The 25104-nt window shown below is 51.8% G+C and carries 19 protein-coding genes and 2 other RNA genes; 9 read left to right on the top strand and 12 right to left on the bottom strand.

What is annotated here, in order from left to right; translation table 11 throughout:
- Positions 1–10: 10 nt before the first annotated feature.
- From AC5E51_RS13025 to AC5E51_RS13000, 6 genes are all read right to left on the bottom strand, one after another.
- Positions 11–1786 carry a sensor domain-containing diguanylate cyclase gene (locus AC5E51_RS13025; protein WP_301388680.1) on the bottom strand — a complete coding sequence of 592 codons (1776 nt, stop codon included), beginning with the start codon at positions 1784–1786 and terminating at the stop codon, positions 11–13.
- Between the two features lie 248 nt (positions 1787–2034).
- Positions 2035–5154 (bottom strand): efflux RND transporter permease subunit, encoded by a 3120-nt coding sequence (locus AC5E51_RS13020; RefSeq protein WP_491778679.1) that lies wholly within the window; start codon positions 5152–5154, stop codon positions 2035–2037.
- The gene (locus tag AC5E51_RS13015) at positions 5147–6712 is read right to left on the bottom strand and encodes an efflux RND transporter periplasmic adaptor subunit (protein ID WP_491778678.1); all 1566 of its coding nucleotides are present in this window, start codon (positions 6710–6712) and stop codon (positions 5147–5149) included. The genes AC5E51_RS13020 and AC5E51_RS13015 overlap by 8 nt, the downstream gene beginning before the upstream one ends.
- The gene (locus AC5E51_RS13010; protein WP_491778677.1) at positions 6702–7586 is read right to left on the bottom strand and encodes a TolC family protein; all 885 of its coding nucleotides are present in this window, start codon (positions 7584–7586) and stop codon (positions 6702–6704) included. Before AC5E51_RS13010 ends, AC5E51_RS13015 begins: the two co-directional genes overlap by 11 nt.
- 12 nt (positions 7587–7598) lie before the next feature.
- Positions 7599–8036 carry a hypothetical protein gene (locus tag AC5E51_RS13005; RefSeq protein ID WP_491778676.1) on the bottom strand — a complete coding sequence of 146 codons (438 nt, stop codon included), beginning with the start codon at positions 8034–8036 and terminating at the stop codon, positions 7599–7601.
- Between the two features lie 95 nt (positions 8037–8131).
- Positions 8132–8281 carry a hypothetical protein gene (locus tag AC5E51_RS13000; RefSeq protein WP_491778675.1) on the bottom strand — a complete coding sequence of 50 codons (150 nt, stop codon included), beginning with the start codon at positions 8279–8281 and terminating at the stop codon, positions 8132–8134.
- 474 nt (positions 8282–8755) lie between these two features.
- Here AC5E51_RS13000 and AC5E51_RS12995 point away from each other — a divergent pair, with 474 nt between their 5' ends.
- The 4 genes from AC5E51_RS12995 (at position 8756) to AC5E51_RS12980 (ending at position 15480) form a co-directional block, all read left to right on the top strand.
- Positions 8756–12838, top strand: a complete 4083-nt coding sequence (locus AC5E51_RS12995) for a hypothetical protein (RefSeq protein WP_491778674.1) — start codon at positions 8756–8758, stop codon at positions 12836–12838.
- A gap of 79 nt (positions 12839–12917) precedes the next feature.
- Positions 12918–13898 (top strand): NAD(P)H-dependent flavin oxidoreductase, encoded by a 981-nt coding sequence (locus AC5E51_RS12990; protein ID WP_491778673.1) that lies wholly within the window; start codon positions 12918–12920, stop codon positions 13896–13898.
- Complete coding sequence (locus AC5E51_RS12985; protein WP_076515542.1) at positions 13898–14797, top strand: crotonase/enoyl-CoA hydratase family protein; 900 nt, start codon at positions 13898–13900, stop codon at positions 14795–14797. The genes AC5E51_RS12990 and AC5E51_RS12985 overlap by 1 nt, the downstream gene beginning before the upstream one ends.
- Before the next feature lie 116 nt (positions 14798–14913).
- Complete coding sequence (locus AC5E51_RS12980) at positions 14914–15480, top strand: nucleotidyltransferase family protein (protein ID WP_301378241.1); 567 nt, start codon at positions 14914–14916, stop codon at positions 15478–15480.
- Positions 15481–15564: 84 nt separating this feature from the next.
- Here the strand turns inward: AC5E51_RS12980 and AC5E51_RS12975 are convergent, their stop codons facing one another.
- A complete protein-coding gene (locus AC5E51_RS12975) occupies positions 15565–17193 on the bottom strand; it encodes a long-chain-fatty-acid--CoA ligase (protein ID WP_301378240.1) in 1629 nt (542 codons plus the stop codon).
- A gap of 163 nt (positions 17194–17356) precedes the next feature.
- Complete coding sequence (locus tag AC5E51_RS12970) at positions 17357–18226, bottom strand: metal-dependent hydrolase (RefSeq protein ID WP_301378239.1); 870 nt, start codon at positions 18224–18226, stop codon at positions 17357–17359.
- A gap of 163 nt (positions 18227–18389) precedes the next feature.
- On the opposite strand from AC5E51_RS12970, the gene AC5E51_RS12965 reads away from it, so the two are divergent.
- Together AC5E51_RS12965 and AC5E51_RS12960 are read left to right on the top strand one after the other, a co-directional pair.
- A complete protein-coding gene (locus AC5E51_RS12965) occupies positions 18390–18851 on the top strand; it encodes a YaiI/YqxD family protein (RefSeq protein ID WP_076515550.1) in 462 nt (153 codons plus the stop codon).
- On the top strand, positions 18848–19855 hold the full coding sequence (locus AC5E51_RS12960; protein WP_491778672.1) for a 2-dehydropantoate 2-reductase: 1008 nt from the start codon (positions 18848–18850) through the stop codon (positions 19853–19855). Before AC5E51_RS12965 ends, AC5E51_RS12960 begins: the two co-directional genes overlap by 4 nt.
- A 67-nt stretch (positions 19856–19922) precedes the next feature.
- Here the strand turns inward: AC5E51_RS12960 and AC5E51_RS12955 are convergent, their stop codons facing one another.
- The gene (locus tag AC5E51_RS12955; protein ID WP_491778671.1) at positions 19923–21470 is read right to left on the bottom strand and encodes a flavin-containing monooxygenase; all 1548 of its coding nucleotides are present in this window, start codon (positions 21468–21470) and stop codon (positions 19923–19925) included.
- A gap of 101 nt (positions 21471–21571) precedes the next feature.
- Between AC5E51_RS12955 and AC5E51_RS12950 the strand changes: the two genes are divergently transcribed.
- Positions 21572–22588, top strand: a complete 1017-nt coding sequence (locus AC5E51_RS12950) for an AraC family transcriptional regulator (RefSeq protein ID WP_488073441.1) — start codon at positions 21572–21574, stop codon at positions 22586–22588.
- A 7-nt stretch (positions 22589–22595) separates the two neighbouring features.
- Here the strand turns inward: AC5E51_RS12950 and AC5E51_RS12945 are convergent, their stop codons facing one another.
- Positions 22596–23252 carry a GGDEF domain-containing protein gene (locus tag AC5E51_RS12945; protein WP_245820081.1) on the bottom strand — a complete coding sequence of 219 codons (657 nt, stop codon included), beginning with the start codon at positions 23250–23252 and terminating at the stop codon, positions 22596–22598.
- 117 nt (positions 23253–23369) lie between these two features.
- Between AC5E51_RS12945 and AC5E51_RS12940 the strand changes: the two genes are divergently transcribed.
- Positions 23370–24152, top strand: a complete 783-nt coding sequence (locus AC5E51_RS12940; protein ID WP_491223081.1) for a methyltransferase domain-containing protein — start codon at positions 23370–23372, stop codon at positions 24150–24152.
- The gene (locus AC5E51_RS12935) at positions 24149–24646 is read left to right on the top strand and encodes a 2-thiouracil desulfurase family protein (protein ID WP_488073436.1); all 498 of its coding nucleotides are present in this window, start codon (positions 24149–24151) and stop codon (positions 24644–24646) included. The genes AC5E51_RS12940 and AC5E51_RS12935 overlap by 4 nt, the downstream gene beginning before the upstream one ends.
- A 53-nt stretch (positions 24647–24699) precedes the next feature.
- Here the strand turns inward: AC5E51_RS12935 and AC5E51_RS12930 are convergent.
- Positions 24700–24815, bottom strand: a non-coding RNA gene (locus AC5E51_RS12930) — RtT sRNA.
- Between the two features lie 61 nt (positions 24816–24876).
- Positions 24877–24992: non-coding RNA, RtT sRNA (locus AC5E51_RS12925), on the bottom strand.
- Positions 24993–25104: the final 112 nt, after the last annotated feature.

The raw sequence follows: 25104 nt of genomic DNA, 5'->3' as shown, positions 1-25104 counted from the left end.
CTGTACCGTATCAGATACAGATGCGGTCACGGCCCTCATTTTTGGCTTGATACAGTTTTTCGTCAGCACGTTTCAGTAGTGTGTAATACGAATTATCTTTATCCGGCATGGTAACGGCAATGCCGATGCTTATCGTCAGTCTCACTGTTTGGTCTTTCATCACAATAGGCTCTGAACGCATGGCAGTCCATATCTGACGCGACAGTATATGAGCCGCTGAGGCTTCTGTATCTGGCAGCAAAATAACAAACTCCTCGCCACCATACCGGAATGCCATATCCGCCGGACGGTTCAGCACATCCTGTATCCGTAACGCTGTCTGACGCAGTGCCTCATCGCCGAACGCGTGTCCCTGAGAGTCATTAAGATTTTTAAAGTAGTCGAGGTCCAGCATAATCAAGGAGAGGGACTTACCCTCTCTCGCGCCGCGATCATATTCTCGCTCCAGAACTTCATCAAAGTGACGCCTGTTGTACAACCCCGTCAGAGAGTCGGTTGTACTGATTTTCTCCAGGCGAGCATTTGCCTCCCTTAACTCTTGTGTCCGTGCTTTAACCTCCTGGTCCAGGCGCATATTCTGTTCTCGTTCAGTTTCGAGTAACAAGGCCTGAGCATGAGCAGTATCCCGCTGTGCCCGTTCTCGAAGCTCCTTCTCCATAGCCATTCGCACGGATAGAGCAAACGCGAAGAGCAATACCTGCAACAGCTGTCCCAGGGCCAGAGCATTATCCAGTAGCAGACTATTATTAAAGACCCCAAGCTTGCCGAGAATGTACGATGCACTCCCCAGCGTGTACATGAGTCCGGCAACGAAGACTGCAAACGCCGGCGGGTATCCACGACGCATCCTCACAACGACCATGGTCGCGCAAACAAGAAACGTCATCATGGAGAGGAGCAGTGTCGGGTATATCACCTCGGCATATGGCATGTTGAGACTCAGAACAACCATTACCGTCGACGTCGCCGCCAAAGCCGTCGCCGCCAGGTATATCCAGCGGTGGCTCTCGCAGATCTTCACAACTTTAGAAATATAGAGTGCACCAAATACGTTCGAAGTATTAATCAGAGTGCTGACCGCAATGTTGTTCCAGGCCGGCGACTCAGGCCACAGAAACTGGTAACTTCGCCCCCACAGTGTGGCCTGGATAAGCGCCATAGCCAATGACAGGCCACTGAAATAGAGATAACTACGATCCCCGGATGATAGAAAAATCAGTGCGTGATAAAGCCCTAGCATAACCACAGCACCGAAAAACAACCCTTGAATCCAGGCACTGTTTTCCATTGTTTGCCTGAGTACAGCGTCTTCAGAAATGGTCATCGGGACTTCAAGAGATGATCCTGACTGAACTCTCAGATACACAGATCCAGATAAAACTGATGAAGGCAGAGGTACGGTAAACTCCGGCCTCAACAAAACACGCTCAACAAAGCTGAGTCGATCCCCCAAAGGATAAGCAGAGAGCAGGTTCTGATGTTCATCAAGAATAAAAACCTGCACATCGTCGAGCATGGGATAATTAACACTCAACCAGACGGCATCGCCCGGGTTGCTGTAGCGAAAGGTTAGCCAGACGGCCGCATCGGTATAGCCAAACTGAGGTGGGTACTCCCGCACTTTCTCGAACGACTGAGTCACTACATCCTCGAGACCGTAGTTACCCTGTTCATCGAGAAAGTAAGAGACCTCAGGTACTATGCGGCCAAAACCTGGTGATAGCCTGTGCTCGTGCAGCCCTGCTTCTGTGCCCAGCGCCGAGACGCTCAGAAGCACTGCCGACATAAAAGCAGCACCCTGAAATGAAACACTAGATAACAAAAGCGCAATGAGTCCCCGCATTGGCCGCTCCTCAATTTTACAGCTCTCAGTGTATGTAAAATTTCCTGAGCATCCTGTGAAGTTCTGTTAACTTCCGGTGATATTGCATATAAAAGTGTGTGCTTTTAGTCGTTATGTGAGCAACAGCACAGATCCATAACTGACCACATTTGTACGCACGCCGTCAGTTGTGATCCGCACGTCTACGCTATTTAGTGCAGGCTTCGTTTATGAACCAGATAGTACACCGCAGGAACGACCAACAAAGTGAGCACCAGGGCACTGACCATGCCGCCAACCATAGGTGCAGCGATACGGCTCATAATCTCTGAGCCGGTGCCAGTTCCCACCAACACAGGCAGTAGACCAACGATGATAGCGGCGGCCGTCATGGCTTTGGGCCGCACCCGCAGGGCTCCCCCTTCCATAACAGCCTGACGAAGATCCTCAACTGACAGCTCTCTGCCTGCCTTATCTGCCAGCGCCCTACGTTGCTCTAAGCACTGATTCAGAAATACCAGCATGATCACGGATAATTCTGTCGCGACACCCGCCAGTGCGATAAACCCAACACCAGCAGCAACCGACATGTGATATCCAAGCAAGTACATAAGCCAGACGGAACCGACTAATGCTAATGGAAGGCTGGCAATAATAATCGCGACGTCTGAAAAACGACGGAAGTTCATGGCCAGTAACAGAACGATCATTGCCAGAGTCAAAGGGACAATATAAGTCAGCTTTTCTTTCGCCCGCTGCATATATTCGTATTGCCCGGCCCACGTCAGGGAATACCCGGGTGGCATATCAAGCTCTGAATTCAGTCGGTTTCTGGCTCGTTCGATGTAAGTGGCAAAATCAACGTCGCCGACGTCAATGTATGTCCAGCCACTGGGGCGACCATTTTCGCTTTTGATGACAGGAGGGCCGCTCTCCACACGTATATCGGCAATATCCCCTAGCTGGATATGAGCACCTGATTCGGTCACAACCAGCAGCTTCTGCAATGCTTCGGGTGAATCCCGGTAGGATTGCGGATAACGCACATTCACTGGATAACGCTCCAGCCCTTCTACGGTCGTCGTCAGCGTCTGGCCGCCCACAGACGACGCAATAATGTCATGCACATCTGCCATATTCAGACCGTAACGGGCTGCAGCCCAACGATCCGGCTCAATCGTAATATACCGACCGGCGGACACGCGCTCTGAGTACACCGAGCGGGTACCTTCAAGCTCGCCCAGTATTTCCTCAAGCGCCCTACCGATCGACTCAATCTGATTGAGATCCGGGCCAGATACTTTAATGCCTAAAGGCGTTTTAATCCCCGTGGATAACATATCGATCCGGGTTTTAATGGGCATCACCCAGGCATTGGTCAGGCCGGGAAATTTCACCAGCGCATCCAGTTCCGCTTTGAGCTTGTCGGTAGTCATGCCGTCGCGCCACTCACTTTTGGGATGAAGCTGGATAAAGGTTTCAATCATGGTTAACGGGGCCGGATCTGTTGCCGTCTCTGCGCGACCGATTTTTCCGAATACGCTTTTCACCTCAGGTAGGGTAGCGATCAGTTTGTCCGTTTGCTGTAACAGCTCCCGGGCTTTACCCACTGAGATTCCTGCATAGGTCGTCGGCATATACATCAGATCGCCTTCATCCAGCTCCGGCATAAACTCGCTGCCCAGTTTATGCGCCGGCCAGAGTGTCGCCAGTACGATGATGAATGCCGACACAATGACAGCTAGCGGATAACGCAGCACACCTTTCAGTAAGGGTTGGTACATCCCCACGAGAAAACGGTTCACCGGATTGCTCGATTCACTGCGGATTTTTCCGCGCACGAAGTACCCCATCAGCACCGGGACCAGCGTAATCGCAAGCGCGGCACTGGCAGCCATGGCGTAGGTTTTAGTGAATGCCAGTGGCGAGAACATCCGACCTTCCTGGGCTTCCAGGGTAAATACGGGAATAAAGCTGACTGTAATAATTAACAGGCTGAAAAATAATGCCGGGCCGACTTCAGACGCCGAGCGGATAACAATCTCCCAACGGTTAGCCGCAGTGACTTTCGTGCGTTCCATATGCTTATGCATATTTTCAATCATGACGATAGCACCATCAATCATGGCGCCAATGGCAATCGCGATACCGCCGAGCGACATAATGTTCGCATTCAATCCCTGTAATTTCATCACCAGAAATGCAGCCAGAATACCTACCGGCAAACTGATTAAAGCGACAAACCCTGAGCGGATATGAAAAAGGAATAGCAGGCAGACGAGAATCACCACGATGAATTCTTCAGCGAGTTTTTCCCAGAGATTATCCACCGCGCGATTAATTAATTCAGAGCGGTCATACACAGGAATAATCTCAACGCCTTCAGGTAATCCCGGCACTACTTCATTAAGCCGTGCCTTCACGGCATTAATGGTATCTGCAGCGTTTTCACCATAGCGCATGACCACGATGCCGCCGACTACCTCACCCTCGCCATTCAGCTCAGCAATACCACGACGCATCTGCGGGCCCAGTTCAACACGAGCAATGTCTTTAAGAAGCAGCGGTGTACCGGACTCAGATAAACCCAGCGGGATCTGTTCAATGTCTTCGCGACTCTCAAGATAACCGGTTGCACGGATCATGTATTCGGCCTCGGCCATTTCGATCACCGAGGCGCCGCTTTCCTGGTTTGCGCGTTTTACCGCATTGCGGACATGCGCGAGAGGAAGATCAAACGCACGCAAGGCTTCTGGATCAACAACGATCTGATACTGGCGCACCATACCGCCCAGACTGGCCACTTCTGACACGCCTTCAACCGACTGCAACTCATATTTCAGAAACCAGTCCTGAAGCGTGCGCAACTCGCTGAGGTCGAGATTGCCTGTCGGGTCTGTCAGAGCATAGATATAGACCCAACCGACACCGGTGGCGTCCGGGCCAAGCTGTGGCTTTGCCTGCTCAGGCAGTTCGGGCGCTATTTGCGACAGGTATTCCAACACGCGGGAACGCGCCCAGTACATATCGGTATCATCATCAAAAATAACGTAGACGTAAGAGTCACCAAAGAAGGAAAAGCCGCGGACAGTCGTTGCGCCCGGCACCGACATCATGGCGGTACTCAATGGGTAGGTGACCTGATTTTCAACAACCTCAGGTGACTGGCCGGGATAACTGGTTTTAATAATGACCTGAACATCGGATAAATCAGGAATCGCATCAACGGGCGTATTTTTTACCGACCACAACCCGGCTCCGGCCAGCATCACAGTCACCAACAGCACCATCAGGCGATTATGGACAGACCAACGAATGATCGCTTCAATCATGATCGTGACCCTCACTCATATCCGCTGACATATCCATATCCGCCGACATATCCATACCCGCCGACTCATTCGTGCCCGTCGCATTGCCCATATCACCAGTCATCGGTGGATGGACGCTTATCACAGTGAATTCACCCTGATCGACTTTAAATACAAAGTGAATACGGTCACCTTCATTCAGGTCGGACAAATCAAGCTCGTCAGATAAACGGAAATCCATAGTGGCGGCCGGACGGTTCCACTTCTCAATCGGCCCACGACTGATATTGGCAACCCTGGCTGTTTTATCTAGACGGTTAACCACACCATCTGCCATTGCCTTGGGTGCTTCAGAATCCCGCTCTGCCATATTCATGTCGTGTTCAAAACGGCTTAAATCGGCTTTTTTCGCAGACTCAGAATCAATCATAAATTGTGCGGAAATAACAACCTCATCACCCGCTTCCAGACCCCGATGTATTTCAACAGAGTCAGCATCTGAACGACCGGTTTCTACCGGGACTGAGCGGTATTTTCCGGCTCCTGTTTTTAACACCACACGAGTGCCCTCAGCGACGCGGATAACGGCATCACGCGGGATGAGCAAGGTTTCGCTTGCCGAAGGTTTTATCACCACGCTGGCGTACATTCCCGGCCTCAGCATATCTGTAGGGCTGGTCAGGCGAATACGAACCTGAGCTGTGCGGGTCGCTGTATCCAGAGCGGGATAGATGTAATCGACAACGCCAGTCCATACATTCCCCGGAGACGCCTGGCTGGTTACCTCAACGGATTCGCCACCTCCGATAAAGCTCAGATCGTCACTGAAGACATCGGTGGTTATCCAGACCTGCGATGCCTGCGCCAATGTCATGATTTCTGCCCCCGGCACGACGTACATACCCTGACGGACATTTAACTGATCTACAACGCCTGATTGCGGCGCCCGCATAGTTAATTTCTGACTGACGCGACGGGTATTTTCGATCTGCCGGATAATGTCATCAGGCACCTGCAACGCCTGCAGTCGTAAGCGAGATGCCGATGCGAGTTGTTGATTTCCGCGACGCAGGGCAAGCAGATATTCTTCCTGTGCATTAACCAGCGTGGGCGAATAAATGTCGTAAAGGGGCGCGCCTTTTTCGACCGGATCACCTTCTGAGCGGACATGCAGTTTCTCAATCCAGCCTTCGGTGCGAGGATGAATATGCACGACATAATCATCGTTATATTCAACATAGCCCGCCGAACGAACGACAGGATTGAGAATCCCGCGCCTGACTTCGGCGGTGCGCACCCCAAAACTATGCTCGAGTGCAGGGGCAACACGAACGGTGCCGACAGCGTCTTCCTGAGAATCCTCCTCATAGACAGGTACCAGATCCATTCCCATGGGCGACTTGCCCGGGCTATCGCGGCGGTAATCCGGATCCATCGGAGCAACCCAGTAGAGCGGCTCGTTATTTTTTTGAGCATTACCACTGTTTTCAGAACTGCCATCAGAAAACTGACCAGCACTCCAGAAAACGAAAAGACCGACGGCAACCCCTGCAGCAAATATCACTGAATTATTTTTCATTTTTTAATTCCCTTGAAGATGAAGAGCCTGACGTTGGCGATTCGGTTGATGACAAAGCCGTCGCAGATAAATAGCGAATATCCGCCAGTGTGCGATGCAGGCTGGTTTCTATTTTTAGTCGCGCAAGGCGTGTATTCAGTACAGACGTACGGGCTTTCACCACAGAGGGAAAATCACCACGATCAGAGTGATACGCAGACAACGCAGCGGATGCCTGCTCCTGCACCTGAGGCAATAACTGCTGCTGATAGAAGGTTTTGCGTTCATACAGGTAAGCATATTCAGTGTTCGCCGCCGACAGTGCACTTCGCATCCGACGTAACATTAAGGTCTTCTCCGTGCGCAAAGCTTCTGTGTCGGCTACGGCAGCACTTACTTCCCGGTCCTGGCGGTTACCGGTAAACAACGGCAGATCAAATGTCACTCCGACCGACATCAGATCCGCACGGTTATTACCCATCAGGTCATCATCGCGGTACCCGTATTTTGCTGTCAGCCCCCAGGCTGGGCGATAAGACTGACGCGCCAGAGCCTCTCCGGTTTCACTGGACTGGATACGGCGCTCAAACGCCAGTACCTGCGGATGCTGGATAACGGTGTCTGCGGACGGGAGTTGATCAGGTGTCGGCCCCTTGGGTAACCCGACAAATTGCCCTGACTCAAAAACCTCCCCGGACTCACTGCTTAGCCACTCGCCCAGCTGCTGACGGGTAACCGCTAATGCTTGCCTGAGTTCGGCAAGACGATCTTCAAGGCGAATCAGCTCGACGTTAGCCTCAACCACATCCTGCTGGCGGGTGTTATTTAGTCCCGATGCATAAGCTGCCCGGGCGGCATCGACCAACTGACGAAGCAGATCACGCTCCTGCTCCATCAGCTTGATGCTTTACTGAGCCTCATAACCTTGCAACCAAAGACGAGTGACTGCCTGCTCGACTTTGAGGGAACGATCCTGTCGTAATAAGGGCTGCTGCGAAGATAGCTCACGGTTCTTCTGCGCACTCAGAGCACGGCTGTCCCCGCGGGGAAACATCTGCGTCACCGCGACACTTAACTGCGTCATCGGCTCCTGTTGGATATCAAAGGTATCCACCGGGAAGTTTCCCGCAGTCAGTGTGACTGACGGATCTGGCAATGAGCCACTTGATTCAGCCCGGTCGATCAGAGCCTGCTCGCGCTGAGCACTGCTGTTGTGCCACAGGTCCCGTTCAAGCGCCCGCTCTACAGCCTGATTCAGAGTCAGCTCTGACGAAAATACATGACCTGACAGAGTCAGCACGGCAAGACCTACCCACCGCGCACTGGATAATTTCAACGACATCATAAAGAGTCTCTGGCTTTCGCCTTTAAAGAGAAAAACTTAAAAATTAATTAAAAACGAGGCGCGCGAACCCGTTTTCCGGGCGCACTTATCCTGGGTCAGGCCAGAATGGGTGGGCGGTAGAGCGAGTCCGCAAGAGAAGGATGATCTTGAGCGATCATCGAAGAAATTGAGTTTCCGGCACTGATGACCGGGACAGACACATTGAAGCCTGTCAGCCCCATGATATGCACAGAACACTCAGGCATGTCACACGTGCCGCCATCACAGCAGTTATGGCTGCTCGGTTCAGAAGCTTTACTTATGTCATTCCCATGATGCTGATGCATCGAATGATCGTGTGCCATTACTGAAGTAACCGTGTCAGATGAATCACCATGACCCAGGCTGCACAACGATCAGGCAGCCAACACCGGCTGAGCCAGAATGGCCAGCAGCATAAGCAATACACCGGAAAAACGGAAACGTCGCGACATCAGCACTCTGAAGAAACCATATAAGACACTCATAGGTTAAATCTCCAGGCGCGCGGCGTCAATTTTCCCCACGTTACCCCACGCAACCCCACGCAAATTCCACGGAATCTGATTCAGATGAAGAGGCCAGTATGGTAACCTCCTGCCACATTGAATTCATACAGGGATGTATGCACTCGAAGAATACAGCGGACTCACGCTGTAAGACCTCTGACGTGCCTCCCTGACATGGGAGAACCACCAATAATGTACATCCGCGCCATCAGCAGAGCCGCCCTACTCTGCAGTACCATCCTGTCCTTTAACGCCATAGCTGCTGGCGATCGCGCCGACTATGACCTCGACGACGACGGCCTGATCGAAATTAACGACCTTGCCGACCTGAACGAAATCCGTAATCACCTTGATGGCGCAGCCCTGTATGGTGACAGCACAGGCTGCCCGGAAGAGGGTTGTAATGGCTTTGAGCTAACGACGGATCTGGACTTCGATACCAACGGCGATGGCCAGATGAATGAACAGGACACTTACTGGAATGATGGTCAGGGCTGGGGGCCGATAGGCTCGTCTTCTTCAAACGCCTTCACAGGCGACTTTCATGGTAACGGCCATCAGATACGCAACCTCTACATCAATAGAACCAGTAGTACTGCTGGGCTATTTGGTTACATCGAAGGCACGTCCACCCGTCCCTCCACAATAACCAAATTAGCCATTACCGGTCTAATGACATCCATTACCGGTCGCTATCATGCCGGCGCACTCGCTGCCCGCGTTAATTATGCTGAGATTGATCGCGTTTTTATCACCGGTCGTATCAGATCCCAAGCGTATACTGGCGGCCTCGCGGGCACAATCTCCGACAGCACTGTGAGTAATGTATTCTCCAGTGCTGCTCTCCTACGAGGCAATTATCAAGGTGGCCTGATCGGTTACCTCGATGACAGCGAGCTCTCCAATAGCATTGCGACAGGATATGTTGAAAACGGTTACGGTCTATTGGGCTACAACTATCCGAATAACAGCGAGTCCTTATACTGGGCAACCGACACTAGTGGCCAGGAAACAAGCCGAGGCTCTAACGCCTCCTACTTTGGTGCACGATTGAGTGAACTTCAATGTCCAACATCCTCAGACAACGACACCTGTGCCGTTACCGGCACCTTATTCGAAAGTTGGAACAGTGAGGTATGGAACTTTGGAACTAGTCAGCAACTACCCGGACTGATAATGGGTGATCGTGTTTACCGTGACAGCGACGGAGATGGCGCCCTGGACGAAGACGATGCTTACTCAGACACGTTTGCGGCGTCAATGGATACCGATAGCGATGGCTCCCCTGATCGCTTTACTCTTGGCTGCGATATCAACTGCCGTATTAATAGTGGCATGATTTTCGACGCGTTCCCATCCTCCGACGCGGCATATCTGGATGCCGACCTGGATGGTCTGGTCGATGAGTGGGCCGACGGCTGTGACACAGCCTGCCAGATTAGCAGCAGCTTAACCTTCGATGATTTTCCAAGTGATCGTGATAACGACGGCGTCAGCGACGCTATCGATACCGATGATAATAATGACGGCGTCACTAATGCCGATGCCGACTCTGACGGCCTGATCGATATTGCTTCGCTAGAAGAACTTAATGCAGTCCGATTCGGGCTCGATGGCTCAGGGCAAGTAATGGTCGACGAAGGACTCTGGGATAACTCAGGTTGCCCGATCATACTTTGGGAAGGTATTGCGCAGCAGCGCTGCCACGGATACGAATTGGTTGCTGATCTGGATTTTGATACCAATGGCGATGGCAAGATGAATGAGCTGGATACCTACTGGAACGATGGTAAAGGGTGGATACCGATTAGCGGCGGTCGCGGGTTCTCTGGCCACTTCAACGGTAATGGTCATCTGATAGATAATTTGTATATTAACCAGCCGGGAAACGCCGGATTGTTTAGAGAGATAGCAGGCAATGACCATTTTCCCCCTCGAATTACTAAAATCGCCATAAACGGGAGAGTCCAAGTTACGTATGGGGTAGGTGGATTATTGGCTGCTGGAATAAATAAGGCTGAAATTGACCGAGTGTTCCTAACCGGGAGTATCGAAGTAAATAAGTCCTTTCGTTATAGTGGCGGACTTGCAGCCAATATTACAGAAACTCGGATCAGCAATGTATTCTCAAGCGTCGCCATCAACGACAATGTATACCGCCCGAATTTGGGAGGTGGACTAATCGGAGAGAGTTACAGTAGCAACCTTTCAAATAGCCTGACGACGGGGTATGTTGAAAACGGGTATGGCCTGCTGGGCATCGACACTCAGAACAACTACGAATCCCTTTTCTGGGCGACCGACACTAGTCGCCAGGAAACGAGTCCAGGTTCTAATGCCTCATACTTTGGTGCACTCCTGAGTGAGCTTCAGTGCCCGACTTCTCCCAACAATAGCACCTGCACTAATAACGGCACATTATACGCAAGCTGGAGCAGTGATGTATGGGATTTTGGAACGGGCCTGCAGCTACCCGGACTGATCATGGGGGATCATGTTTACCGTGACAGCGACGGCGATGGCTCTCGGGACGAGAGTGATGCCTTTCCATATAACTTTTCCGCTTCCATGGACCTAGATAGTGATGGAGCAGCAGACCGGTGGACAACTGGTTGCGACGCAGTATGCAGAGAGCAGTCAGGATTAACTTACGACGCCTTCCCAGCTTCAGCTGCTGCATCGCAAGATGCCGATAATGATGGTCTGGTCGATAAATGGGCCGACGGCTGTGACACAATCTGCCAGACCAACAGCGGTTTATCCTATGATGATTATCCAAATGATCGTGATAACGACGGCATCACCGATGCGGTCGACACCGACGATAATAACGACGGCATCATTGACGCCGATGCTGACTCTGATGGCCTGATAGACGTCGCTTCATTAGAAGAGTTAAACGCCATACGATTTTCTCTTGATGGAATAGGTCAACGATTTGATGAATACCAAGGTATAGACAGCACGGGATGTCCAGGTCTCATCCGGGAGGGTTCGATGGAGCAGCGTTGCGCCGGATATGAACTGACCTCTGATCTGGATTTTGATACCAATAGCGATGGTCAGATTAATGAGCTGGATGCCTACTGGAATGATGGTGAGGGCTGGGAGCCGATTGGCTCTTCCGACTTTGGTGAATTTCGTGCCAAGTTTGACGGTAATGGCCACCAAATACGCAACCTTTACGTGGACAGAACCGGTGATGCAGGACTATTTGGTCATGTCGAAGGTACTAAAGCCCTGCCTGCCGAAATCAGTCGTATAGCTATGACTGGCTTCATGACATCGGTAACCGGCAGCAATCAAGCAGGCGTACTCGCAGCCAATGTAGGCTATGCCAAGCTTAACAACATATTCGTCTTAGGCAGTGTTAGAACCTCCAAGCACGCTGGCGGCATCGCAGGTGCGGTATATGATAGTACCGTCAATAATGTATTCTCCAGCGCTGCCATTCTAGCAGAAAGCAAATACGATGTAGGGGGCCTGATTGGCCGACTTAGCGACAGCAACCTCTCTGAAGGCCTTTCGGCAGGGTACGTTGAAAGCGATAGCGGTGGCGGTCTGCTGGGCTATAGTGTTGGTTCCAACAATAATAACGCGTTCTTATATTGGGCAACAGACGCCAGCACCCGATCAAATAGTGCAGGCAGCAGAAGTGAATACTTCGGTGCCTTGCTTAGCGAGCTTCAATGTCCAACCTCTCCCAACAATTTCACCTGCACCGACAAAGGTACACTCTACGAAAACTGGGATAGTGAGGTGTGGGATTTCGGTTCAGACCGACAACTTCCGGGGCTCATCATGAACGGTGTTGTTTATCGCGACAGTAATGGCGACGGCACACTGGATGTGAATCTTAATGCTCCTAGCGTAGCTTTAATTCTAACTCAGGCAGGTAGAGAGGAAGCGGCCATCCTTGAGGGTATGGGCGATGTTACTATTGAGGTTATTATCTCCGATGAAGACACCTCAGATCGTCATTATGTCGAGTGGTCGTCCGACGATATTAACCTGGCTGACTCCTATGAGTTCGGGAGCAGTATTACCTTCAGCTCTGATGGTTTGGTTGCGGGAGATTACACAATTTCAGCAACTGTGACTGACAGTGGCATTCCGCAACTCAGCGACACAGCAGAGATGACCATCCGGGTGATTTCAGACGTGGACCCTGCGCCCGCAGCCTCTTCTGGTGGAGGTGGTTCTGGCGGCGGTGCCATGATTTGGTTGTTGGCCCTGCTATCTGCACCTCTGCTGATGGGGCGCGTCAGGGCCTGATTTGGCACAATCGACTGTTTAATCCAATCACGGGGAATGAGAATATCATTCCCCGTTTTTTATTTTCCGGAGACTGTTCATGTCATTGCCCGATTCTCTGCGACCCGGCCTCAAATTACCCGTGGTGGTTGCCCCTATGTTTCTGGCCTCTGGCCCTGCGCTGGTCACTGAGTGCTGCAAAGCCGGTGTGATTGGTACGTTTCCGGCGTTAAACCAGCGCTCAAGCGAAGGCCTGGATCAGTGGCTAACTGAAATCCGCGCGGACCTCGATGCTCACGCAGAGCAAACCGGTGAACCTGCCGCAGCGTTTGGGGTTAATCTGGTCGTACACAAAAGCAACGCCCGCCTGCAGCAGGATCTGGAAATCATTGTTAAGCACAAGGTGCCCCTGGTAATCACCTCCCTCGGAGCTGTTCAGGATGTTGTCGATGCCGTACACAGTTACGGTGGCGTAGTGTTCCATGATGTCGTGAATACCCGATTCGCGCGCAAAGCTGCCTCCGTTGGCGTGGACGGTTTAATTGCTGTCTGTGGTGGCGCCGGAGGCCATGCCGGTGACTGGAATCCGTTTGCGCTGATTAATGAGCTGAAGCAGTTCTTTGATAAAACTATACTACTGGCGGGTAGCCTGAGTACCGGGCGTGACGTCGCCACAGCCAGGATGATGGGCGCTGATATGGCCTACATGGGTACCCGTTTTATAGGCACTCAGGAATGCCAGGTGCAGCCTGAATACAAAGAAATGCTGACCACCAGTAGTGCTGGCGACATTGTTTATACCCCGAAGATTTCGGGCGTGAATGCTTCTTTCCTGAAGCCATCACTGGATGCCCACGATATTGACCTCGCCACGCACCAGAAACCCGATCATGTCGATTTTGGTGCAGAACTGGATACAGAAAAAATGGCTCAAGCCACCAGCGCTAAGCCATGGAAAGACCTATGGTCAGCGGGTCATGGGGTTGGCAGCATCGCTGACGTACCGACAACTGCCGAACTGGTTAAGCGCCTGAAAGCCGAATACGAGAACGCCGTTTCTTCTTTCACTGGAGACTTCTGATGAGCCATTCCTACTCTACCCTCGACTGGAGCGTCAGCGATCACGTTCTGACACTGACTCTTAATCGCCCTGAGCAGATGAACGCCTTCACGGTTGAAATGTGCAACGAGCTGATTCATGCATTTGATCGCGCCAGTGCGGACGATGATGTCCGTGCCATCATTGTCACCGGTGCAGGTAAGGCTTTTTGCGCGGGTATGGATCTGTCAAAAGAAGGGAACGTCTTCGGACTGGATGAATCCCAGCAACCAACACTCAGTGACCTGAACAAGCGCTTCAGTGATAAAGACATCGTCGAGGGTGTACGCGATACCGGCGGCCGCGTTGCGCTGGCCATTTTCCGCTGCACGAAACCTGTCATTGCGGCGATCAACGGTGCCGCAGTAGGAATTGGCGCAACCATGACCTGTGCCATGGATATTCGTCTCGCCTGTGAGCATACTCGTATCGGCTTCGTGTTCAGTAAGGTCGGTATCGTGCCAGAGGCCTGTTCCAGTTGGTTCTTACCGCGGATTGTCGGCATTTCGAAAGCACTCGAATGGACGATGACGGCCGATATTTTTAAGGCCGATGAGGCCAAAGACGCAGGCTTTGTCAGCAAAGTCGTTCCCGCCGACGAACTGTTGCAGGAAGCCCGGCGCCTCGCAGCCAGCATAGCTCAGCGCTCTGCTGTGTCTGTAGCCATGATTCGCCAGATGATGTACCGCAACAGTGCGATGACTCATCCGGCAGAAGCACATAAGATTGAGTCGCTCGGAATGTTCTACACCAGCCTGAAAGACGGCAAAGAAGGTGTGGCGAGCTTCTTAGAAAAACGCCCGTCCGACTTTCAGGGCCGTGTCAGCACTGATATGCCAGATGTCTATCCCTGGTGGGATGACGTCGAATCATCAGACTGACCTCACAAGGCCGCCTTGTGTAACCGACAGGCAGTAACATTTTTACTGCGCTGTCGGTCAATAGCCTGTGATAGCGTCGGATAAGTATCGAACACCTCTGACAGGGAGGACTAACGATGAAAACAGGCATTATCCTTCTCGCCGCGGGTCGTAGTTCCCGTTTTGGCAGTGACAAACGATGCGCCCCCTGGCCGGGTCAGACATGTATGCTGAAGGCCAGTATTGAAAACGCCCTTCAGTCTGGTCTGCCATGCTATGTCGTACTGCATGAAGGCGATCAATCCATACTTGACCACTGTATCGACGATGGCGCTGAAGCCGGCGTATGCCCGGATGCCGCCCGCGGTATCGGTGACAGCATTGCTTTTGGCGTGCACGCGAATCAGGACTGGGATGGCTGGATCATTGCCCGAGCCGATATGCCGTGGATCACAGCCGAAACCTACCGGGTGCTCGCGTCGCACCTCGAAGACCACGATTGCGCCCGCCCTATTGATGAATATGGTCAGCCCGGATATCCAACCGGCTTCAGAAAAGAACACGCCTTCGAACTGATGCAGTTGCACGGTCACAGGACAGAAGCACGCCTGATACCAGATGCCCCCTACGTTAATGTCATGATCGGTGATTCTATGATTCACTCTGACGTTAATCGCCCGGAAGATCTTCCTTACCCGGCCTGATCCCTCAAATACAAGAAAGCCCGGATTGCTTATGCAAACCGGGCTTTCGTTAAACCGCTCTAATAAGAAGCGCCTGACTTATGCTCAGTTGGCGTTTTCGATCAGGTAGTTCTCATAGTCTTTACGCAGGTCAATTTTCAGCAACTTACCGGTCGCGGTATGAGGCAGCGACTCTACGAAAATAACGGCATCGGGCATCCACCATTTAGCGATTTTACCTTCGAGATATTCAAGCACACTGGCCTCATCTACGTCGGCACCTTCATTTTTGATCGCCAGCAGAATCGGACGCTCATCCCACTTAGGATGACGAGCACCGATCACACAGCACTCTGCCAAATCCGGGTGGCCTACCGCTGTATTTTCAAGGTCAATCGAGCTGATCCACTCACCACCAGATTTAATAACGTCCTTAGAGCGGTCAACGATGTTCATATAGCTGTCAGGGTCGATCGTTGCCACATCGCCGGTATCAAACCAGCCGTCTTCAAAGCTGGAGGTATCGTCATTGTTGTAATAGCCGTTCACCACCCATGGCCCACGAATCATCAGGCGACCGTAAGTCTCACCGTCATGCGGCAGGCGATTGCCTTCGTCATCAATAATCTTGATTTCGATACCAAAGATCGGGCGACCCTGCTTACGCTGAAGCTGGTACTGCTCTTCTTTAGGCAGCTTCGCCATGATCGGGTTCATCGCATTGATCGTCCCGATCGGGCTGGTTTCGGTCATACCCCAGGCATGAATCAGGAAGGCATCGTGCTTCTGATCAAAGTCTTTAATCATCTGCAGAGGCGCTGCAGCACCACCAACAATCACGTTCTTCACTGATTCCAGTTTCTTACCAATGCTGTCCATATGATTCAGCAGCATCAGCCATACCGTCGGAACACCTAACAGCAGATCCGGCTCTTCCGCTTCGATCAGTTCCCACAGAGAAGCGCCATCCATACCTGGCCCCGGGAATACCTGCTTGGCTCCAGTAATACATGCAGAGTAAGGCGTGCCCCAGGCGTTCACATGGAACATAGGAACAACCGGCAGGAAGCATGAGCTGGATGACAGGCCCATCACCTCTTCACCGACAGAAGCAAACGCATGCAGGCAGGTTGAACGGTGTGAATAGAGAACGCCTTTCGGGTTACCCGTGGTGCCAGAGGTGTAGCACATGCTGGCGCCTTTGGTTTCAGGAAACTCAGGCCATTCAAATTCGTCGGATTCTGCCGCCAGCAGCGTTTCATAACAAAGCGCATTAGGTAGCTTGGTCTCTGGCATTTTGTCTTCATCACACAGAATGATGAAGCCTTCGACGTTACCGATATGTGGAAGGATCGCCTCAAGCAATGGCACGAAGGTCAGGTCAACAAAAATGTAGCGGTCTTCGGCATGATTGATGATGTACACCAGCTGCTCAGCGAACAAGCGCGGGTTAATGGTGTGCAGTACCGCACCAAAACCAGAAATACCGTAATACAGTTCAAAGTGGCGATAGTTGTTCCACGCCAGTGTCGCTACACGGTCGCTGTCCTGGATATCAAGGCGAGTCAGCAGATTGGCCACTTTACGGGCACGGCTGGCAGCGTCCTTCATGGTGTAACGGTGAATATCACCTTCACAGCGACGGCTTACAATTTCAGTATTCGGGTAGGTCGCTTCCGCATGCTGCAACAGTGTTGATACCAGCAGTGGGCGATCCATCATCAGACCTTGCATAGGGGTTCTCCAGAGGTGTTTATTCTTGTGCCTGTTACGATAGGTAGGTCATTTACGAATGACAAGGTGGTTTGTGTCCAAATATAGAGGTCAGGGTGTAGCTGACCATAAAAAAGGCCGCTCGTCGGCGGCCTTTATGTGACTAAGCTTCAAGTTTGGTCAATTAACTGGCCGCTTTCAGCTTGTCTTTTTCTTTCTGCAGTTTCATGTCCTGCTCTTCACGGTAGAACTCGGTTTTCCAACGCTCGATCAGATCCATATTGTCGTGGTCCCATGGGTGGAAACCTTTCTTGAACCAGTCCAGGTAGTTTTTGGTCACACCAGTAAACATACCTTTCTTACCGGTCATGAAACGCCAGAAGCCTTTGAATTCTTTCCATGAGGGCATTTTACGCTGCCACCACAACAGCTTAATGGTGTACCAGCCAATACGGTGAAAGAAGAACAAGGTGGCATACACCTGACACCAGCGCAGATATTTCTGGTCACCTTCGGTGCTCATAAAGGTGTCAAAGGCAACGGACTTATGTTCGATCTCTTCAACTGCGTGCCAGTAGAGCAGGTCCTGCACTGACGGAGCCAGATTCTCTAAGGTCTCTGGGTAAGTCAGCAGATGCTCAGCAAGAATCGCAGTCAGGTGCTCCATGCAGACAGTCATCGCCAGGCGGAACTTATCAGAGCGATTAACTACGTGCTTCTGGATGTAGTTGCCCAGGTCTTTGTCGAGCGCAACCGCGTCGAAGCCAAGCTCGCGCAGGGCTTCATTCACGCGCTCATGCTGACGGCTATGATGTCCTTCCTGACCAATAAAACCGCGGATTTCTTCCTTCAGCTTTGGGCTTTTGATCTTGTCGCGATACTGACGGACAGAAGCGATAAACTCGCCCTCACCCGCAGGAAAGGTGGACGACAATGCGGCAAAAAATGCAGAAAGTAATGCGTTATTGTCGAAGAAATAAGGCGTATCCAGTTGCTCGAACGGCATCGACATGTGCCGTGGCTTAATGGCCGGATGATCTGCAGTTGCTGTCATAGTGTCCTCCTGTCAGAACAGGTTTAAGTCATCTGTTGTTGTGTTTTATTTATAGTCACCCGAGACGCATACCGGCAACAGGTTGAAAGCAAACAATCTCCGGTGAAAAAAAATACCGCTTTAGGTCATAATGTGTGGCAAATAACTGACAGGCTGATCAACTATGCCAACGATCTGGGTCGATGCCGACGCCACGCCAAAAGCCGTTCGAGAGATCATCTGTAAGGCGGCTATACGCACCGAAATGACCACACGTTTTGTCGCCAACCACAGGGTTCCGGTGACGCCGCACCCGTGCATTACTTCACATCAGGTGGAGCCGGGCTTCGATGTCGCAGATAACTACATCGCGCAGGAAGCAGTCGCTGGCGACCTGCTGATTACCCAGGATATTCCTCTCGCTGCCGAGGTTATGGAAAACAAAGTCGACGTCATCAACAACAGGGGCGAGACCTATAACCCGCAGACAATCCGGCAAAAGCTGCAGATGCGCGACTTTATGGAAACCCTGCGCTCTTCAGGCGTTCAGAGTGGCGGGCCTGCGGCGTTTTCAGACAAAGATAAGCAAACCTTTGCCAACTCTCTTGACCGCTGGCTGGCGCGCGCAAAACGGGCATCCACATGAAAATAGCCGTTCTGGGCGCGGGAGCAATCGGTTGCTATCTCGGTGCCGTATTGAGCAAACACCATGACGTTACCCTGATTGGGCGTGAGCGACTGATCAACGCATTCAACCATGTCGGACACATGGCGCTGAGCGATTATCAGGAAAGGGACTGCCAATACTCAAATCTGACCGTCACGGATTCGACAGATGCTCTGACCTCTGCGGACCTCATTCTGCTCACAGTAAAATGTCTGGCCGTCCACGAAGCTGCCCAGCAACTTCAGGCATTTGCAGCGAAGACAACGCCCGTCATCAGCCTGCAGAACGGCATCGGCAGCGACGACATGCTGCGGCAGCTGAGGAACCCGGTCATCCGCGGCATCGTCGGCTTCAATGTCGCCCCCATGGACAACTGTCGGTTTCATCGTGGAACCGAAGGCGATGTTTACTGCGAAGAGCTGATTGATAGCACTATCGCTAATGAACTCGATAGCGCCTTTCATGACATGGGGTTCCGGCTACACACGACCTCAGGCTTCGAGGCATTACAGTGGGCAAAATTACAGCTGAACCTCAATAATGCGATTAACGCAGTGAGTAACCTGCCACTGAAGCAGGAGCTTGAAACCCGAGGCTACCGGACCATTCTCAGCCTGGCGATGAGCGAGTTAATAGAAGTCACCAAACAAGAACAGCTGAAGCTGCCGAAATTAACCAAACTGCCTGCACGATGGATTCCTATCCTCCTGAAGGCTCCTGATTCATGGTTTAAGAAACTCGCCTCTTCAATGCTCGCGATTGATCCTCAGGCGAGATCGTCAATGTGGGAAGATCTTAACAACCAACGAGCAACCGAAATTGACTACATTAATGGCGCAGTTGTCAGAGCCGCTCACGCGCTGGGTCTGCAAGCACCTGCCAATTTGACGCTTATTGAGTTAATTAAAGATATCGAAGAAGGTCGGCGAGCGCCTGGAATTCCGAGTGATGACATTCTCGAAGAAATAAAAAAGCGGCGCTGAATCAGCGCCGCAAAGAGCAGGCTTCGATCGGTCTGTAAGACCCGCCTACCGTATGACTAACTTTTCATCAGGCAACCGCTTCTGCTTTTTTCACTTTCTCTGCAGTCACCTTATTGCCTTTCGTTGCCGCATCCACTTTTACCCAATCATAGTGAGCGGTGACGACACTCTTGTTACGCTTCCAGAACTCCAGCGTAGAGTAAGGCCAGAGAACAAAGTTCTTACCATCGGACTGCTGGTACCAGCTGGAACAGCCAGAAGTCCATACAGATCCTTTAATGCGCTCCTGAATCTCTTCGTTGAACTGATCCTGTGCGGTTTTCTTCACGTTCAGGTAATCAACACCACGATTCTTCGCTTCTTTCATACATTCAAGAATGTAGTGAACCTGCGCTTCGATCATGAAAATGATGGAGTTGTGACCCAGACCAGAGTTTGGTCCGACCAGTTCAAACATGTTCGGATACCCTGTGACCGTATTCCCCAGGTACGCTTCAGCGCCGTCTTTCCAGTCTTCCAGAATGTCGTGGCCCGGCAGACCTTTCAGATTGAATTTATCCATATATCCGCGAGGATCTACGATAAACCCAGTGCCCAGAATAATGGTATCGCACTCACGTTCTACGCCATTTTTATCAACGATAGAGTTCTCTCGAATTTCGCTGATGCCATCGGTAACCAGGCCAACATTTTTACGGTTAAAAGTTTTATACCACTTGTTCGAAATCAGGATACGCTTACAACCAATGGTGTAATCCGGCGTGAGTTTCGCACGTACTTCCGGGTCTTTAACCTGAAGGTTAATAAAGCGCTTCGCAAAGAACTCCACGGCTTTTGCAATGGCTGGGTTAAAAATCGGCCAGACACGCATTTCATTCGTAAAGTACAGACGTGAACGATACAAGCGACGCAGCGATGGGAACTTATTAAATACCCATTTACTGGCCTTACTATATGGGCGCTCATCACGAGGAATAACCCAGGCTGCTGTGCGCTGATAGACGTCAATCTGTTCTACGTCGGGAGCGATCTCTGGAACATATTGAATGGCACTACCACCGGTACCGATCGACGCGACCTTTTTACCTTTCAGGTCATAGTCATGGTCCCACTGAGCCGAATGCATGACCTTGCCCTTAAACTTATCCAGCCCTGGGATATTGGGAATCTGAGGAACATGCAAAGGGCCTGTTGCCAGCACAAAGTAGCGACACTGAACCGTCTGACCATCTGCGGTGCCTACCGTCCAGATCGCTGACTTTTCGTCAAATTCAGCACTGTTCACTTCCAGCCCGAAACGGATATTCGGACGCACGTTATATTCTGCTACAGTATCGAGAATATATTGCTGAATCTCGTTCCAAGGCGCGTAGCGCTTAGTCCAGTCAGACTTATTAGTGAAAGAGTATGAATACAGGTGCGACTGAACATCACAGGCGCAGCCCGGATACGAATTATCGCGCCATGTACCACCCACTTCGGTGGACTTCTCGATAATGATGTAATCGTTAAGGCCTTTTTTCTGCATACCAATGCCCATCGCCAGGCCGCCAAGACCTGCGCCGATGATGACTGTATCTGTATACTTCGGCAGAGTGTTGTTCATTTCTTTCATTGTTTTCTGCTCCGTCGCGTTATTATGTTGTGTACTTTAGCCGGGGCAGTCAGCGCTCAACCATGTCAGGAATTTCCTGCTAATTAACAATTTCGGCCACCATGACCCTAAGATCGATACTTGCGCTCAGCTTTACCGCCGAGCAGATACATAAGAAATACGGCATAGACCCCGCGCCAGCTCTGGCTCGTAACGGTATTAACCCGGATCAGATTGATGCCTCGGCGGTGATTTCGCAGGCGGATGAACTGGCTGTGCTTTCTGACCTTTATGTTGATCTACGTCATGATCCGCTGGCAGCAATGAAGCTTTCGAGCACGTTTGGCATTGCCGCCTACGGTGCTTTTGCAATGATGCTGATGAGCTGCAGCACAGTAAAAGAAGGCATTGAGCTGGGTATCAAGTATCAGGAATTGAGCTATCTGTTCAGCCGACTCGACTTTGAAGTCAGCGGCGATCAGGCTGCACTGGTACTGCATCCCTATCATGTTCCCGAAGAACTGCACCGCTTTATTATCGATCGTGATGTCGCTGGCACCTTTCAGTTTCTCAGCATGATGCAGACCATGCTCGGCCAGCAGAAAATGCAGAAACTGATCTCTGTGCCTTATCCAGAGCCATTTGAAGCTGACTTCTATCGGGATACGTTCGCCTGCCCGGTCGAATTCGGGACCGATGTCGCACGTTTCGTCTTTGACGCGGCACTTCTGGATCAGCCACTGCCCAATGCTAACCCAACGGCCCTCAGCCTTTACCAGCAGCAATGCGACGAACTGCTGAAACAGCGCCGCCAGCCAGAAACGAACAACCTCAGCGACCGCGTTAAAAAGTATCTGGGAATGTTCCGGGAGGGCTATCCTTCTATCAATGAATGCGCCGATACCTTCAGCACCAGTGAGCGCAGTTTCAGGCGGCAGCTCAAAGAAGAGGGAACGACGTTCCAGCAGTTGCTCGAATCTGTACGTTCAGAGAAAGCGTGCCGTTTACTGGATACCACCGAAGACAGCATCGAAGTGATCGCAGGAAAGTTAGGCTACACCGAGGCGGCGGCCTTTATCCGGGCATTTAAAAAGTGGCACAGCATGACGCCTGCCCAATACCGAAAACGAGAGTCCTGAGTAGACCTCAATCGTCTCCGAAGAGACCGCGCAGAGCATCCCGCTCATCAGCACTGACGGCGCTTTCAGAAGGTTGAGGACGTTTGCTCACCACCTGATTGCGCCCGCCTCTTTTTGCCTCATACATACATTCATCGGCATTCTCGATCAGGCTCTCTGCTGTCTGTGCGCTGTTATCCGCAACAGCAACACCAATACTGGCAGTGACCTGAAGGTCGGTTTCATCAAGAGGTATAACGGTTTCCCGCAAAGCGTTAAGGCAACGCTCAGCTACCTGCCGCGCCAACATGAGTTCGGTGGAGGGCAGAATCACTGCGAATTCCTCGCCACCATAGCGGCAACAGATGTCGAGTTTACGAGTCTGATCCTGTAGCAGCTGAGCAACCGTCTGGAGCACCTGATTGCCACTCTCGTGCCCCCAGGTGTCATTGATATTCTTGAAGTGATCGAGATCGACCATGATCAGGGCCGTCGTCATACCCGTTCGGCGGGTTCGTTCCAGCTCGTGTTCAAGACTTTTTCGGAAATGGCGGACGTTGAACAATCCGGTAAGCGGATCAGTAACGACCTGCTTGCGCAGCGTTGTTACTTCATCGAACAGAATGCAATGCGATTCACCGACCGGGCAGTGGAGTTTCTCAACGAACATATCCTCTGGAGACATACGGGTACAACACTTCCCTGCGGCTGATCAAAAAGGCGGTATACGTCTGAAGTATAGCCCAGCTACAGAAATCTGCTCTGCTACTGGTATTATCTGCTGACACTCCGGACGATACCTATGAAAGAACAGAATTCAGACACCCAGAAAGATCGGAACTTTGACGATCTCGCCGAACGTTTCAGCCGAACCATTTATGCTACTCCGCGGGGTCAGCTTCGCCTGATGGCTCTGGAACAGGACTTCAGCGACTGCGAGGTCGATATCGCAGGCAAGCGGGTTCTTGATATTGGCGGGGGCCAGGGGCAGTTCAGTCTTTCGCTTGCTAAACAGGGTGCGGATATCAGCCTCTGCGATATCTCTGAAGAAATGCTGCGTCTGGCTAATGACCTCTTCGCAGCAGAGAAACAACAGCTAACCACTCGCCCAGGGCGCCTTCAGGACGTTGAATCGCTCTTTCCCGGGCAATTCGACATTGTTCTCAATCATGCGGTTCTGGAGTGGCTGGAGCACCCTTTTGAGGCCCTGCCAGTGCTTGCCAGCAAAGTAAAACCTGGAGGCTGGCTGTCGCTGATGTTTTACAACCTGCATGGCCACCAGTGGCGCCAGATTATGAACGGCCGGACTCACGCGCCTGAATCCGCCAACCCCAGGCTGCGGAAAGAAGGAAATGCCCCTCAGCACCCACTGAACCCGGATGACATTGAAGCAGCGATGACTGATCTTGGATTCGAACTGCTTCGTTGGCGCGGTATCCGCTGTGTGCATGATCATATGCATCAGAAAATCCGCGAGCGTATTGGTCAGGATGCCGTCAACCGCTCAGACCTCGAAACCGGGCTCAAAGAGCCTCACCGGCGGCTCGGGCGCTACGTGCACTTCTTACTTCGGAAAGCTCAATGAAGAAGCTACTGGTCAGTGCCTGCCTGCTCGGCGAGCCACTACGTTATGACGGTGATGACAACGCTGGCAAAGTCTCGCACCTGAAAACTCTGCTCGACCAATGGATGGCAGAAGGACGTCTTGTTCCTGTGTGCCCTGAGACACTGGGGGGCCTGCCCACTCCACGACCGCCTGCTGAAGCAGAACAAGGCGGAGGAAGCGCCGTGCTCGCTGGCACAGCGAAAGTGCATACCTATGAAGGTGACGACGTCACACAGGCCTTTATCCATGGTGCAGAGGAAGCGCTCGCTACGGCACAACGCTATCAATGCCAGGGAGCCCTGCTAGCAGCCAGATCACCTTCATGCGGTGTCAGCGAAATCTATGACGGCAGCCATACCAGAACCCTGATCGCCGGCGACGGCGTAACCACTGCGTTATTGAAACAGCATAATATTGTCTGCTTTACGCCGGATATGGCGGCTGAACTGATTCAATGGATGAATAACGATTAAAGAAATCTGTTGTTCAAAGTGAAATAGGTATTTTGGGGAAGGTTTCTGAAATGGCGCGCTCGGGAGGATTATTTACACCCTTCGGGCCGTCGTCGCAGGCTCCGACGTTGTTTCGCTTCGCTCTACTCGAACCTGAGGAGGTTCTCATCATCTCCGTCGCGCTAACAAATTTGTTAATAAACGAGATGGGTGGGGGAAAATATCTTGCTTCGGGGAAGGTTTCTGAAATGGCGCGCTCGGGAGGATTATTTACACCCTTCGGGCCGTCGTCGCAGGCTCCGACGTTGTTTCGCTTCGCTCTACTCGAACCTGAGGAGGTTCTCATCATCTCCGTCGCGCTAACAAATTTGTTAATAAACGAGATGGGTGGGGGAAAATATCTTGCTTCGGGGAAGGTTTCTGAAATGGCGCGCTCGGGAGGATTCGAACCTCCGACCGCCTGGTTCGTAGCCAGGTAC

It is taken from the genome of Thalassolituus sp., from assembly GCF_984348125.1.
Note: the sequence above shows the minus strand (reverse complement) of the source record. Positions and strands in the feature narration are given on the sequence as shown.